The sequence below is a fragment of the Microscilla marina ATCC 23134 genome, from assembly GCF_000169175.1.
GTDB classification, from domain to species: domain Bacteria; phylum Bacteroidota; class Bacteroidia; order Cytophagales; family Microscillaceae; genus Microscilla; species Microscilla marina.
In genome coordinates this window covers 344578-359208 of record NZ_AAWS01000002.1, presented here as the reverse complement: position 1 = coordinate 359208, position 14631 = coordinate 344578, and the positions used below count along the sequence as shown (strand labels likewise).

The 14631-nt window shown below is 40.9% G+C and carries 10 protein-coding genes; 7 read left to right on the top strand and 3 right to left on the bottom strand.

What is annotated here, in order from left to right:
* The first annotated feature begins 51 nt into the window (after positions 1-51).
* The 6 genes from M23134_RS02680 to M23134_RS02650 all read left to right on the top strand — a co-directional run bounded on the left by M23134_RS02680 (position 52) and on the right by M23134_RS02650 (position 4864).
* Positions 52-627 carry a glycerol acyltransferase gene (locus M23134_RS02680; RefSeq protein WP_262492888.1) on the top strand — a complete coding sequence of 192 codons (576 nt, stop codon included), beginning with the start codon at positions 52-54 and terminating at the stop codon, positions 625-627.
* A gap of 1 nt (position 628) precedes the next feature.
* A complete protein-coding gene (locus tag M23134_RS02675; protein WP_002693682.1) occupies positions 629-1561 on the top strand; it encodes a GNAT family N-acetyltransferase in 933 nt (310 codons plus the stop codon).
* Positions 1562-1883: 322 nt separating this feature from the next.
* Positions 1884-2459 carry a hypothetical protein gene (locus tag M23134_RS02665; RefSeq protein WP_002693678.1) on the top strand — a complete coding sequence of 192 codons (576 nt, stop codon included), beginning with the start codon at positions 1884-1886 and terminating at the stop codon, positions 2457-2459.
* 630 nt (positions 2460-3089) lie between these two features.
* Complete coding sequence (locus M23134_RS02660; protein WP_002693677.1) at positions 3090-3887, top strand: DMT family transporter; 798 nt, start codon at positions 3090-3092, stop codon at positions 3885-3887.
* Positions 3888-4088: 201 nt separating this feature from the next.
* A complete protein-coding gene (locus M23134_RS02655; RefSeq protein WP_002693675.1) occupies positions 4089-4397 on the top strand; it encodes an ArsR/SmtB family transcription factor in 309 nt (102 codons plus the stop codon).
* Positions 4398-4438: 41 nt separating this feature from the next.
* Entirely contained in the window at positions 4439-4864 is a 426-nt protein-coding gene (locus tag M23134_RS02650) for a GNAT family N-acetyltransferase (RefSeq protein ID WP_002693673.1), read from the top strand.
* 216 nt (positions 4865-5080) lie between these two features.
* On the opposite strand, the gene M23134_RS02645 is transcribed toward M23134_RS02650, so the two are convergent.
* Positions 5081-8419, bottom strand: a complete 3339-nt coding sequence (locus tag M23134_RS02645; protein WP_002693671.1) for a SpoIIE family protein phosphatase — start codon at positions 8417-8419, stop codon at positions 5081-5083.
* A 650-nt stretch (positions 8420-9069) separates the two neighbouring features.
* On the opposite strand from M23134_RS02645, the gene M23134_RS37425 reads away from it, so the two are divergent.
* Entirely contained in the window at positions 9070-10791 is a 1722-nt protein-coding gene (locus M23134_RS37425) for an alanine/glycine:cation symporter family protein (protein WP_002693669.1), read from the top strand.
* Between the two features lie 93 nt (positions 10792-10884).
* Here the strand turns inward: M23134_RS37425 and M23134_RS02635 are convergent, their stop codons facing one another.
* Positions 10885-12486, bottom strand: coding sequence for a tetratricopeptide repeat protein (locus tag M23134_RS02635; RefSeq protein ID WP_002693668.1), 1602 nt, complete (start codon positions 12484-12486; stop codon positions 10885-10887).
* Positions 12487-12671: 185 nt separating this feature from the next.
* Entirely contained in the window at positions 12672-14579 is a 1908-nt protein-coding gene (locus tag M23134_RS02630) for a tetratricopeptide repeat protein (protein WP_082226508.1), read from the bottom strand.
* Positions 14580-14631: the final 52 nt, after the last annotated feature.

The window sequence follows — 14631 nt, the reverse complement described above, 5'->3', positions numbered from 1 at the left end:
TCAGCATTCACATCAGCTACTACACAGGGCTGACAATGTCCCGAAAGGTGGTTGTATTCTCGCCATTATCACCCCTTGGGTGGCCTGGATGCTATGGCTATAGTAACCTTACTCAAACAAAAAAGAACAGATATAAAATTCATCGTCAATGATGTTTTAATGAATCTTGTCAACCTCCAAGGAATGTTTGTGGGAGTAAACAAACACGGTAAAAATGTAAAAGAGTCGTTGAGACAGGTAGATGAACTATTTGCTACTGATCAACTGATTTGCGTGTTTCCGGCGGGGTTGGTGAGCCGAAAGAAAAAAGGAGCAATACGTGACCTTGAATGGAAGAAAACATTTATAACCAGGGCAAGAAAGCACCACAGGCTTATTATACCTACTTATATAGATGGAGAGTTGTCTAACTTTTTTTATCGCCTGTCGAACATTAGAACTAAAGTAGGCGTAAAAACCAATATAGAGATGCTCTACCTGGTGAATGAAATGTTTAAGCAAAGAAATAAGAAAATGAAGGTTATTTTTGGTAAACCGATTGTATCGAACAACCTCGACCGGAAAATCAAAAGTGACGCTGAATGGGCAGAAGAAATAAAGAATAAAGTTTATCAGTTAGATAGATAAAATGGCAGAACAAACTATTATACCACCTGTGAGCAGGGATTTGCTGAAGAAAGAACTAAGCAAAGAGCGTTTTGTGCGCTATACACGTAAAGGAGAAAACGAAATTTATGTGGTCAACTACCACAATGCTCCAAATATACTAAGAGAAATCGGGCGCTTAAGAGAGGAAGCTTTCAGAAGTGCCGGAGGAGGTACTGGTAAAGCGTTGGATATTGATGAGCTGGATACTTGCGAACAATGTTACCAGCAGTTGATTGTTTGGGATCCTCAGGACGAGGAAATCATCAGTGGTTATCGTTTTATCAAATGTGCCGACGTGCTCAACAGTGAAAGCACTAAAACTGCCCTGAGTACCGAGCATTATTTTACGTTTGAAGACAAGTTTGTCAAAGAATACCTCCCCAAAACCATTGAACTGGGACGGAGCTGGGTACAAACGGCTTATCAACCTATGAACTCTCCCCGAAAGGGTTTGTTTGCCCTTGATAACATTTGGGATGGGTTGGGCATTATTACAGTGATGAACCCTGATGTGGAGTATTTCTTTGGCAAGGCGACCATGTATCCACATTACAACCTGGAATGCAAAAGTTTTTTATTGCATTTTATGCACTATTACTTCCCCGATGACGAGCAATTGATGACCTCTAAGTATCCACTGGAGCTAGAGTATGACCGCGAGGCTTTTGACCAAATGCTGGGGGGGCTCAATTTTAAAGAAGGCTTTAAGGTATTGAACCAATACGTCCGTGAACGCAAAGAAATTGTACCTCCTTTGGTAAATATATACATGCACTTATCGCCTACCATGAAAACCTTTGGCACTGCCGTAAACCCCGACTTTGGAGGGGTGGAAGAAATAGGTATAATGGTGAAGATTAAAGATATTTATGAAGATAAAAAAACCCGCCATATTGAATCTATTAAACGATAAAGGTGCCAGGTTTTAAGTGTTTGTGGGGATTTTTGGCCAATGGGTTCAATGGTTGTTTAAAGCACTTGTTTTACTGAATAGCAGCGACTTAAGAGATATTACATCTGAGTCCACCTGTAGCCTAAGTTGCATTTTTGTGCTCAATAGCCCCTCCCCACTCAACGCTCAGTTTTTTAGTCAAGCCATCAGAAAAGTTCTGGTGGCTTATTTTTTTGCCCTGCCCCTAAGTACAAAAACGCTACAAGTGCATTACTCTATTACAACTACTATTATTACTACTACTACACCACAGAATAAATAAACACCAAAACACTTATTAAAAATGAATGCATTTGCTTTAGAAAATCGCCAAAAACCAGTGACTCGTGTAAGGTTTAATAATTTTGAAAACCTAGAGGTGGAACTCAAACACGAAGGAGCTTTTTTCAATATCAATGAACTCAATGCGCTGACCACAATACTTAGCGATGTGCCGTGCCAGGAACGAGGCTTTAGGGCTTTGTGCAACTACTGGCAACAACACCAACAGTATAGTTTAAAGCAAGGGTTTGCCGAGCAGTTTTTTGACTATGTAAAAACTATAGATGAGGTGCTCGAAAAAGTACATGCTCTTTGCTTTCCAGAAGAGTTTGAGGAGTATATAAGCGATGTATTGGCTAAGCTTCAATGGGCCAAAAGCCTTTACCTTGGCATAGCTTCTCATAAAGAGGTATGCGTTGATCAACACTGCTTGAACCCTCAGAAATTGCTAAAAATGAGGCCAAGAAGGGTAATAAGGCACCTCAACAAGTTTATTCAAAACGCTGAAAAAACTACGCTCGTTAGCTCCGACTGGTTTTTGTACCAGCAAAGCACTATGCTGGCGCGCACTTACAATATTTCTTTTAGTGTAAATTAGTTGGGAGCCTCTGTAGGGGCAAGCTCTTAGCGACAAGCAGCAAGTGCAACTTACAGGGGCAAACAACTACCTATTTTACGGCTCCCAATTATCTACCGATTTTATATGTTACTAAAAATCAAGGCAATATAAAACCACAGAAGCTTGTAGAGCAGGGGCATCTGTGGCTTGTCGCCTAAAGCTTCTCGCTTGGAGCTGTAGTAACCACCGACTCATTCCACTTGCCGTCTAAAGCCTATCGCTTGGAGCTGTAGTAACCACCGACTTCTACCCTAAACCAAACATTAAAAATACCACACATCCTTCAATAAGTTATATTCAGAATAAAATTTGGCAATTGATTGTCCCCTTTCTTCAATAAGAGAACCAACCTACACAATATTTTGTTAGTCTTTGTATCACTCAGGTTTTATTGCCTTGATCAGCATTTTAATGTATAACCATTTTTTTACCATGAACACGCTACTATTACCATTATGACAGACAATTCATTGACCATGCCAGGCACCGCCAGGTTTGCCACTTTTAATCCTCAAAAATTTATTGGGGCTTGCTCGTTTTTTTTGGTGCCATCACTCACTCAAGTAAAGCAATTTTATCAAACTTGCCTACCAATACCCTATAGACCCTGTGTCATTGGTAGCATTGCGCATGCTTTTTGCCTTGCCGTTTTTTCTGGCCATTGGCTATTTTTCTGGTCGCTCTAAAAAAGCCGCCAAACTAACACCCGGCGATTGGGTGGCAGTGGCTTTTTTGGGTTTTGTAAGCTACTATTTTGCTGCCTTGCTCGATTTTATGGGGCTACAATACATTACTGCCAGCCTCGAACGCCTTATATTATTTGTATACCCTACCCTGGTAGTCATTATATCGGCCACGGTATACCGCAAGAAAGTAACCCGCTCTCAGCTCATTGCCTTAGGTTTTACCTATGTAGGCATTGCGGTGGTGTTTGCAGGTAACCTTGACATGACCCAACAAAAAAACTTTATGCTGGGGGTATTGCTTATTTTTGGCTGTGCCTTGTTTTATGCGATCTATATGATTGGCAGCGAAAAACTGATACCCAAAGTAGGGGCTACTCGTTTTACGGCTTATGCCATGACATTTGCTGCATTGGGTGTGGTGAGCCATTACTTTATCAGCAATTCGGGCAGTTTGTTGCAGTTTCCTCGCCAAGTGTATGAACTAAGCATAGGGATGGCGATTATTTCTACTGTTATTCCTGCCTTTTTGATCTCGGCGGGTATCAAGCGAATTGGCGCAAGCGATGCCTCTATAGTGGCAAGCGTAGGTCCTATAGCGACCATTATTATGGCGTATATGTTCTTAAACGAAACCTTGTCTGTTACCCAGTTACTGGGCACAGCATTGGTACTCGGAGGAGTATTGCTTATTTCGCTTAAAAAGGGGAAAAGAAAAGATTAAATAATTGAAATAGTTCACGGTGTTCAGCCCAATACTGGCATAGCTCCGCTGAGCACCGATATACATCGGTATCTAAGGACTCGCAAGCTCGGTTCCTTAACAAAGTCATTGGCTTTTAGTTGAACCCGTGGAATATTGCTATTCACACTTAATTTTTAGCAAAACATTTTTATATATCGCTAATTATAGATATGTTTACGTATGGATTTAAAGTTAGCCACAGAAATAGGTAAATGTTTGTCAAACCAAACCAGGGTAAAAATTATGGAATGGTTGAAAGAACCTGCGCTTAACTTTTATCCTGATGAACCTCTCAAGCACGCTCAAGATGGGGTTTGTGTTACTTATATTCAAGAAAAAGCCCAGCTTTCTCAGTCCACAATTTCAACATATTTGACCAACATGGAAAAGTGTGGTCTGTTGATTATAACTAGGCATGGAAAATGGTCATACTTCAAAAGAAATGAAGATACCATTGCTAATTACTGTAAGTTTATAAGTAATCAATAATTTTTTTTCATTAACACATCTATATAACTGAATATATCAATATGATTGAGTTAAAAATAATCAACCCAATAGATCATTTTGCTAAAGTAAAAGATTTGCTGATGCAGCTCAACCCAAACAAGCAAGCAGCATACATAGAAGAAACCCTCAAAAAGATGGTGATGCTCGATAATTATACTTGTTTTGGTTTGTACCAGGCAGGCGAGCTGTTGGGTATATCCAGCGGCTGGACTACCGTAAGAATTTATTGTGGTAAGCATTTAGAACTTGACAATGTAATCATTGACAACAGGCTGCAATCCAAAGGATTGGGTAAGCAGTTTTTTAGTAAGATTGAGGACTGGGCATTACAAAATGGTTATGATGCAGTAGGCTTAACTACGTACTTATCTAATGCGCGCTCACATAAGTTTTACTTTAACCAAGGCTACAATATTTTAGGTTTTCACTTTCAAAAAACCAACTAATCTATGCTCAAAACTACCCCTAAAAAAGAAAGGAATCACTTGGCAAAGGAAGGAAGTCACCTTCTAATTAACAAACTCATATTCTACTGAAAATAAATGCATTATGAATTTATGGTCTGTAAACCGAATCTCAACGTGGTTAAACAAGGTGTACCTGATAGAGGTGATGCCAACATCCCACTTGCGAGCCTGTTGGGGCTTTTAATAATGAAAATTTTAAAGGCTTAGTTTAACCCCCAACACCAATACATCGTCTATCTGCGGGAAATCTTGCTGCCACTGGCTAAAAGTAATGCCTAAGGTTTCTTTTTGGGCATGCATAGGCAACTCATGTATTTGGTATAACAAGTCCCAAAAGCGTTGTCGTAAAAACTTCTTCCCTTTGGAGCCACCAAACTGGTCTTGATAACCATCTGAAAACATATAAAAAGTAGTGGGTTGCGAGATATCAATGATCTGTTTGCCATATTTAGGGTTGCTCACGATTTGGCTTCTGCCAATGGGGTAAGTATTGCCTCTAACCACCGTCATTTCACCATTTTGTATATACAACAAAGGATGATTTGCCCCAGCAAACTCCATTATTTGGCGAGCTTCGTCTACCACTACCAGTCCAATATCCATTCCGTCATCGTTTTGGGTAGACTCTTGCTTAAGGGCCATTTTTACCCCTCGATGCAACTGATTGAGAATACTATCGGCACTGACTATTTGGTTCGCTTTGACAATGTTGTTGAGCAAGTCGTTGCCAATCAAACTCATAAAAGCACCCGGAACCCCATGCCCGGTACAATCTACCACCGCCATAATATGTTTGATACTTTCGTTGGTTGTAACAGATGTAAACCAGTAAAAGTCTCCTGATACAATCTCGCGAGGCCGCCAAAAGATAAAATGCTGGGGAAAAGCCTTGCGGATGTTGGTACTAAGGGGCAACATAGCCTTCTGAATACGATATGCATAAGCAATACTCGCTGTAATGTCGTTGTTTTGACGTTTTATCTCTTCAAAAGCATCTTTTAACTCATAGGTTTTCAGTTCTAAAGATTCGTTTTGGGCAGTAATTTCCTCATTTTTTTGATTTACCTCTTGGTTCAACTCTATCAGGTTATCACGCTGGGCTTCTATTTCTCGTTTTTGTTCTCTTACTTCCTCAGTTCTTCTGTCAACCATGCGTACCAATTGATCATTGCGTTTACGCAGGCGTTTGGTATTGGTTCGGGCTATCAAAACAACCAACCCTATAGACAATACTACATAAAGTGTATAAGCTAGTTTGGTACGGTACCAGGGAGGCAGTATAATAAAACGATAACTGGCTTCTTTACCGATTACATCATATATATTGCGGGCTCTTACCCTGAAGGTGTACTCTCCCTCTGGCAAATAATTATACTCTTTGTAATTATTTTTGCTCCACTGGCTCCACTCCTGGTCAAAGCCCTCTAAGAAATACTGAAACTTTATTTTATCACTTTCCTGAAAAAAAGTAGCCGCATACTTAAACCGTAAGGCATTGAAAGTGTGGCCAATGCTCCGTACCTTGGCTGGCAACCTCATGTCTCCACCTCCATACAACAGAGAATCTTCGGGTACAGTGAGCTTGACATTGCACAAAAGGGTATTGAATTTTTGATAGTAATTTTTGGGTAGGGTAGCGTCATAATGCGCCAAGCCGTCTTTAATCAAAAAGAAAATTTCGTGCTCCCTCACTGGTTCTATCACAGGGCCTAGTGCATCTATAATCAAGGGAGACAAAGGGGCAAATGGGTGCCTGATTACCTTAAACCCCTTCCTTTGTTTCTTCATTACCAGGCATTCGAGGGGGGCATTTTTAAGCATATTATTGCTCACCAACATATATACGTTTCCTTTAGCATCTTCTTTGATAAAATATACCTGTTTGGAACTACCCTCAATATAGTCGTTCCAAGTCTCGTAAGGCTCAAACTTATCGTTTTTATACTTATAAACACCTTTTTTTGTAGCCACCAGCATCTTGCCATTTATCTTAAACACTCGGTTACTGTTGGCAAATGGCAAGCCGTCTGCCACACCATAAGTCCTTACTTTTGTTACTCGTGTCAGGTCATCATTCAATGTAAGGCGATGCACTCCATCACTATAAGAATTACTTACCCATATTTCCCTTTTTTTACCCTGTATCACCCAACGGCAATCTTGTTGAAACCCAGTAAGAAAATGCTTGAACTCCAGCGTTTTGGCATCTAACAAAGCCAACCCTGTGTTGCTGGTACCTGCCAAAAGATGCGTACTGTCTGCCAAAGCAATTACTTGCCAATAGTTAGCCTTGGGCACAGCCAACTTCCGCTTTACCTTATTTTTATCTATCAACCATATATATCCATTACTGGAGGCAACTACCCCTTGCGGAACTTTTGTAAAGCTCCATACTTGATCTTGGGTAGACGGTAGCAACGAAAAACTCAGCGTTGGTTTCCAAGGGGCACAATAAACACCTTGGGACGAACCCAAATAAAGATGTTTGTCATAAAAAGCACTGTTATATATCACCCCGCTGATGCCGTGATTTTGATAAAAATAACTGATAGGCGAGGCTATTTCAATCCGGCTAATGCCGTTTTCCAGTCCTGTCCACAAGCTGTGTTCTCTGTCAAGATACAGGCTAAGCACTATATTTGCCTGCAAGCCTTTGCCCTTATTTATGTGCTGCAATACTTTGCCTTGCTTATCTAAAATAATGACCCCTGACAATAACGTACCAATGGCAAAATAATTGGTGCCTATACGCAACCCACAATAAGTGGTGTTATTTTTCTTCTTATTCAGCTCTTCTGAGTCGGTTAACCAAGGTTCAAATGTTTTACCATTGTAAATAAAAACACCTTGAGTACGGGTCACAAACAACAAGTGATCATCGTCGTAAGGCAGTACCACATACACACGATTATTGGCAAACCGCTCCCCTCCTTCAATCAACTGCATCCGCTTATTTTTCAGTACAAGCATACCCACTCCAGGTTCGCTTACCAACATTTGGCGATTGACATAAAAGCTTCGGTGAAAATTTTTCTTGGTGGGAAAATATACTTCTATTTTTTTTTGCTTATTGAGCACATATATTTTGTGGGTAGTCTGAAAAACCACCCCCAGGTGCGTATTAAACACCTTCCATACATCATTGAAAGACCGATGTTTGAGGGGGACTTTATCCAACAAAGAGACGTAACAGGTACGCCCTAACGAATCAGCACCAATGTAACCAAACTCGCCCTGTCCACCTACATAAATGCGCCCCTTTTCGTCTATTGTCATAGTTCTCACTATCGAGTAGTTGGGCAACTTTAGTAAACTCCAGTGAAAGCCATCGTATTCAATAATGCCAGTATTATTGCCTATATACATCACCCCTCTGGCATCTTGTTGCATTGTCCATACCTGCCCATCTGTTTGGTATCCGTCTGGCGCATAGTTGAACACCAAAGGGTCCCCCTTCGTTTTTATTTTTACCTGTCCAATTGCATTTGTATGTACTATCCAAAGGAATGGCAACCATAAAAGCCATTTTTTCATCTGTTTGCCTATTTGTCAAAAGGGTCTTCGTATATTGCATTTTGCAAACCATCAATATAATGATATGCCGATAAACGATCAAATAAATAACTAAGTAAGTCTAGGATGTTTTCATAGTCGTTGGCTTTTACCAGTGCACTGGGGATTCAATAAATGCGCTATTTATTCGAGGGTATTTTGTTTGCTGACGCACTTCAAAAAGTGCGCATAGCCAAAGCTACGCAAACTTTTTTAAGTAAAGTCAGCGGGCTAAAGGCTCCGAAGAACCGAGCCTACAGCTATACTGTGGCGAGCTCTGCGAAGCTAATATGGTAGGAATTTAGTCCCTAGTGCACTAGTTACTTAGTAAAGCTACAAAACTCACCTGGCACATAGAACATTACTCTCTGGAACACTTTATTTTTTCCCGTCACTTAAATAAAGTAGCTGCTGAGGCGAAAAAAAACACTTTTTAAACATAGATGCCCTGCTGCTTCTTGCCACTCAACAAAAGCAACAATTCTTGCACACATTCAAAAAACAGCGACGAGTTCAATGTTTTATTTGATTAAGTTAACTGAACCAGACTATTTTCATATATTTTTTCTAAATCCGATCATTTACACTATTTTGGCGGCTGTTTAAAAAAACAAACAGTCTCCCATAGATTTATGAAGCAGTTAGAAGCTCTATTAAAACAATTTAGCGGCATTGTTACCACTCCCCTCCCTTTTATTTTGATTGGTGGCGGTTTACTCCTATTGTTATACTCCCGTTTTATGCCTTTCAAGTACTTTCGTCACGCCTACAATATATTGCGGGGCAAATATGACGACGTTAACGATCCCGGAGACATTAACCACTACGAAGCCCTTGCCAGTGCCCTGGCAGCTACTGTAGGAGTAGGTAATATTGGAGGGGTAGCCGTAGCAATTGTTACAGGAGGACCAGGTGCTGTATTTTGGATGTGGCTCAGTGCTTTTGTAGGCATTGCCACCAAGTTTTTTACTTGTACACTTGCCATTATGTACCGGGGCAAAGACTCGATAGGGCATGTACAGGGAGGGCCTATGTATGCCATTACCGAGGGAATGGGTAAACACTGGAAGCCCTTGGCTACTTTTTTTTGTATCACGGGAATATTTGGTGCTATGCCCCTGTTTCAGGCAAACCAGCTCACCGAAGTAATCAGAAATGTAGTGCTTGCTCCCAGCGGTTTGGTAGGCAAAGATCCTTTGTTGGCCAACGTACTCATTGGGCTAGTGATTGTAACACTGGTATCTACAGTTATCTTCGGTGGTATCCAGCGCATTGGCAAGGTGGCCTCTAAGATGGTTCCGTTGATGGTAGCGATGTACATTGCCTCAGTGCTTTTTATACTGATTACCCATATCCAAGATGTGGTGCCTAGCCTGGTACTCATTGTAACTGATGCTTTTACCGGAGAAGCCATGCTAGGAGGTGCCTTAGGTGCTTTGATTGTAACTGGTGTACGCCGGGCGGCTTTCTCTAACGAAGCAGGCATAGGTACTGCCCCTATGATGCACGGAGCTGCCAAAACCAAAGAACCAGTACGCGAAGGTTTGGTGGCTATGTTAGGCCCTGTAATAGATACCTTGGTGGTGTGTACAATGACTGCCCTGGCAATTATTGTAACGGGAGTGTGGCAACCACAAATAGACCAGAATAAAAACGTGATTGTAATGTTGGATGCCCAAAAAGTAACCCTCAAGGATAACAGCAAGGCTATTCAGATAGAAGTAATGGCAAAGGTAAACCCGCTCAAAGACGCCAAGCCTGTGACTGTGTCGAACAATGCCAAAGACCTGCCTGTACAAGTAAATGCTACCTTAAAAATAGAGAAAAAAAAGACCCTCAACCATATTGACCTGTCTGCCCAGTTGCTCAATAACCCCGAAGGTTTACCTATAAAAATGGTTACTTACAATAAACCAAACTACATACCACTGGTTGTGTCGCAAAAAACAGATGCTGTAGGCAAGGCCATTCCTAACCAATACATTATCAAAGAAAATCACGACTTGGGCGTTACCATCACCACTCGGGCATTTAGCAAGGCAATGCCTGGTTTTGGCGCGGGCTTATTGCTGATATGTATTTTGGTATTTGCCCTCAGCACCCTTTTCTCTTACTCTTATTACGGGGTAAAATGTACCTCGTTTTTGCTGGGAGCCAAGCGCCAAAATTGGTACAATTACCTTTATATTGGTTCTATCATGTATGGAGCCATAGCTTCTGCCGATGCCGCCGTAAACCTGATTGATGCCATGTACGCACTAATGGCGATTCCTACGATGTTTTCTACCATCTGGCTTGCGCCAAAAGTAAGGGACGCCTACAAAGACTACTTTAGACGAATGAAAGAAGAGTAAATGTAGCCTACCTATATGCCAGGCATTGATAAAATAACAAAAGCCCCCAATTGATTTGGTTCAATTGGGGGCTTGCTGGTTAACCTTGTTTCGTTATTTACTCTTTTGCTTTTCAAACTTGGTTTTATAGAGGGTAGGCGAATGTGCCCAAACAAGTCTCCCTGTGGTAAGGTCAAGTCCTACTGCCACCTCTACATAGCGAGACCTCCTTTTTTCTTTTACTCTTATGTGTATACTACTCATCCCTAGGGTGTTTTTATATTGGGCAAAATACACATTTGGCTTATGCGAGTTCATCAAGTGGAGCACCAAAGGGTTGTTTACCTCTTCAGGTCCTTTATCCCAAAGTACACTACCAGCTTTGTCTACACAAGACAACCGATACTTTCCGTTGGTGCCTACTTCAGTTTTATAGCGTATCACTGCGAGGTCATCATTTCCGTATACCAGTTTAGGCATTAAAAAATAACTGGCTTTGTCTAAAGGAGTCATCACTTTGACCCTTCCACTGTTTAGTTTTTTCTGTAAATGGGCAGGCCAAATACTATTCATACGTTTTTGACGGTAACCCTGCATTTTTTCTTGTACTTCCAACAATACCACTTTACGCTCTTTATTGTTGCTTTGCCTGGGCACCTGCCACCACCTTTTTATCCTATTAAACCTGGCTCGTCTTAACTCATAATACTGTGGCTGGTTTAACACCTTTTTGCTTTCAAGGTTCAACCAATACCTCAGCCCCTGTTTGGTGGTTACTTCCAACCAACCAGACCTATCTAACCTCACCTTACTTATTCCCCCGTTGAGCTCTTTGAAACTCTTAGCAAGCATTTCTTTGCTATTGGTGATTTTGCCAGTACGCAAATGGCGGGCTACAAAAATCCCTTTAATACCGTTAATATAGTAAAAGCTATCTCCAAGCTGTCGGCAGTTACGCCACAACTGATTTCCCCTAACACCTTTGCGTGGAGGAATAGCTACTTCTCTTAATATTTTCTTGGTAGTAGCATCGGCTATAGTCAATTTTATATCTCGATAATAAGGCTTCTTTCGGTGTTTTTCACTGGTTATTTGCCATATTACCAGTCCATCCTTGGTAGCTCCTACCCTATACTGTTGAATTTTGGCAGGTGGGTAAAACACGTTTTTCATTCCCACAAAAACACCAATCGTCATTACTATAAACACTGTTATTGGAGTTAGGTAAGTACGTAAAGAAGTTGTTTTTTTATGGTGAGAATTACGGGAATTGTTTTGTTGGCTTACGCTATTCTTCTTGGTAGGTTTGTGCTTCAGGGTACTTATTACCTTATAAGCTGCCTTGTAGTCAGGCGCCACCTCTATACACTGGTTGGCATACTGTAAGGCTTTTTCTTTGTCTGCTTTTTTTCCGTGGTTTTTCCATTTTTCCAAATAGGCTTTTGCCAAACCATACAAACCTTTGGGGTGGTTGGGAGAAAGTAAAAGCAACTGTTCAAACTCGCCAATTGCTTCAGCATAGTTACCAAAGTTCAAGTGGGTAGTACCACGTGTCAGGTAATCTTCACGCGCCTGAGCAATCTCCTCAATGTTGAGTCCCAGGTCTTGTACAATTTCATTTAAGTCTGTTTCACTTAGTTGGTTTTCTTTTTTTGAGTTCAGCACCTCCTGTGCTTTTCGCAGATACTTCTGTAAATCTTCTTCAGAATAAGCCATGAGTAATGATCAAGGTATGGTTAAATATTAAGCAACTAAGCATACATATACGCTTTAAGCAAAGAGTTTCAGCAAGCTCACTATGAGTCACTTAGCTGTATTTGTAGCCCCAGTAGACATCCATATTTGATGACTTAAGCTAACTTAGCTGACAAACATACATATTCGTGAATTGAAAGGCAAACCTAAGCACCAAGCCTTACACCAATCACCAAAATATCATCTATTTGTCGTTCGTGTTGCATCCAATCAGCCAATACCTCTTCCAATGCTTGCTTTTGCTCAGCTATGGGACGTTGGTGAATACTAAGCAGCAACTCCCGAAACCGGGTAATCATAAATTGACGAGAGTTTTCGCCTCCGAACTGGTCTTGATAACCATCCGAAAACAAATAAAAAGTGGTGAGATGCTCCAGGTTGATCAAGTGCCGGGTAAAATGTTTTTTACGCTTTAGTTTGATTCCCCCAATAGGCATATTATCACCCTTGATCTGAAACAATTCGTTGTGTTGTATATAAACCAAAGGGCTGCGTGCTCCGGCAAACTCCATTGTGTGGCTTTGTTTATGAATCGCCACCAGCCCCATTTCCATACCATCGGTGTTGTGCGTATCTTTTTGTTTAAGTGCCTTTCTTATATTTACATTCATTGCATCCAACACTTGGTCTACCTGAGTAATATGATAATCGCTGATGATTTTATGCAATAGCTCATTGCCAATCATGCTCATAAATGCCCCTGGCACCCCGTGTCCGGTACAGTCTATAGCTGCAATAAAAATTTTGTCTTCAGTTTCCTTAAACCAATAAAAATCACCGCTTACTATATCGCGGGGTTGAAACAATATAAAAGATTGAGGGAGTCTTTGACGAATATTGTCTAATGGGGGCAATATTGCTTGTTGGATGCGTTGGGCGTAATTGATGCTGGCGAGTATCTCTTTGTTCTTTTTAGAAATAGCATCGTGTGCGTGCTTTAGTTCCACGTGTTTCAGGCGGTGAATTTCTTTTTCTCGTGCCACTTTTTCCGACGTAAACTTGGCCTCTAACATATTCAGGTTACTACTGGTTTCTCCTCCAGCTATTTCTGAATGTATTTGGTAAAAAAGTTCGATGTGATAATAAGCCTCCTTGTAGTTTTGTTGTGATTTGTAAAGCTCTGCAATTTTTTTATGACATTTGTATAACTTGGCGCGGGTGTTGGTCTCAGTTGCAATCTCTAGTGCCTTTTGCAGGCAATCCATTGCTTCGTAAGGCTGATTTTGCTGTACTTTCACGTCAGAAATGGCCATTAAGCAACTCACCATTGCTGGTTTAAACTGGTATTTTTCTCTTATTTGATAACTTTCACAAAATGCGTCTTCTGCTTCTTCAAACTTACTTTCTTCAAACAATAAGTGTCCCATCTCATAATGTACCTGAGCAATTTGCATCCACTGGTTATATAAGGTACTTACTTGCTCAGCTTTGTGTAGGTAATACCAGGTTTGGGTAGTATCACTTTTGGCACGGTATACAGTGCTCAGACCCAGCAAACACCAACTTTCGGCGTCAACATTGTAAGGTTCACAACAGTTGAATATTTCAAGTGCCCGTCCATAACACCTGAGAGATTTATCATAATTTTTGAGGTCATAATTAAAAACTCCCAATGCCCAGTAAGCCCAACCTTGAGGTTTGGTCATTTTCTTTGCTTCAAGCAACTGTATCCCATCATACACTATACCCATTGCCCGCTCGTATTTACCTTCGCTCCACCAAATCATTGCCTTCATCATCGTCACCTCACCCCATTGGTCATAATAGGCAATCTTATCCATCAATTGTTTGCATTGGTTAAGTTCTTTTAGCGCAAGCGAAACTTGAGACAAATGCCAATGGTGATAACCTATATTTTTGAGACAGCGTACCTCTCCCTCCCGAAAACCTAGATCTTTAGACAGTTGATACCCTTTTTGCGCCCATTTATACGAAGCATCAGGATAAGCGTTCCTATGATAATCGCAAAATTCACAAATTGCTTCTATTTTTTCACGCTTGTCAGCAATGATATCAAAATCTGGTATGTTATCCATTAAAAGAGGTGTGTCCATAGGGCCATTGTCAGGTATAGTTTACGATTTATAAGTTGGCTTGCCGCAATGT

Coding starts and splice junctions, on each gene's coding strand:
- M23134_RS02665 (WP_002693678.1), top strand. CDS start 1,884: ATGAATGCATTTGCTTTAGAAAATCGCCAAAAACCAGTGACTCGTGTA.
- M23134_RS37425 (WP_002693669.1), top strand. CDS start 9,070: ATGAAGCAGTTAGAAGCTCTATTAAAACAATTTAGCGGCATTGTTACC.
- M23134_RS02650 (WP_002693673.1), top strand. CDS start 4,439: ATGATTGAGTTAAAAATAATCAACCCAATAGATCATTTTGCTAAAGTA.
- M23134_RS02630 (WP_082226508.1), bottom strand. CDS start 14,579: ATGGACACACCTCTTTTAATGGATAACATACCAGATTTTGATATCATT.
- M23134_RS02675 (WP_002693682.1), top strand. CDS start 629: ATGGCAGAACAAACTATTATACCACCTGTGAGCAGGGATTTGCTGAAG.
- M23134_RS02645 (WP_002693671.1), bottom strand. CDS start 8,419: ATGAAAAAATGGCTTTTATGGTTGCCATTCCTTTGGATAGTACATACA.
- M23134_RS02635 (WP_002693668.1), bottom strand. CDS start 12,486: ATGGCTTATTCTGAAGAAGATTTACAGAAGTATCTGCGAAAAGCACAG.
- M23134_RS02655 (WP_002693675.1), top strand. CDS start 4,089: ATGGATTTAAAGTTAGCCACAGAAATAGGTAAATGTTTGTCAAACCAA.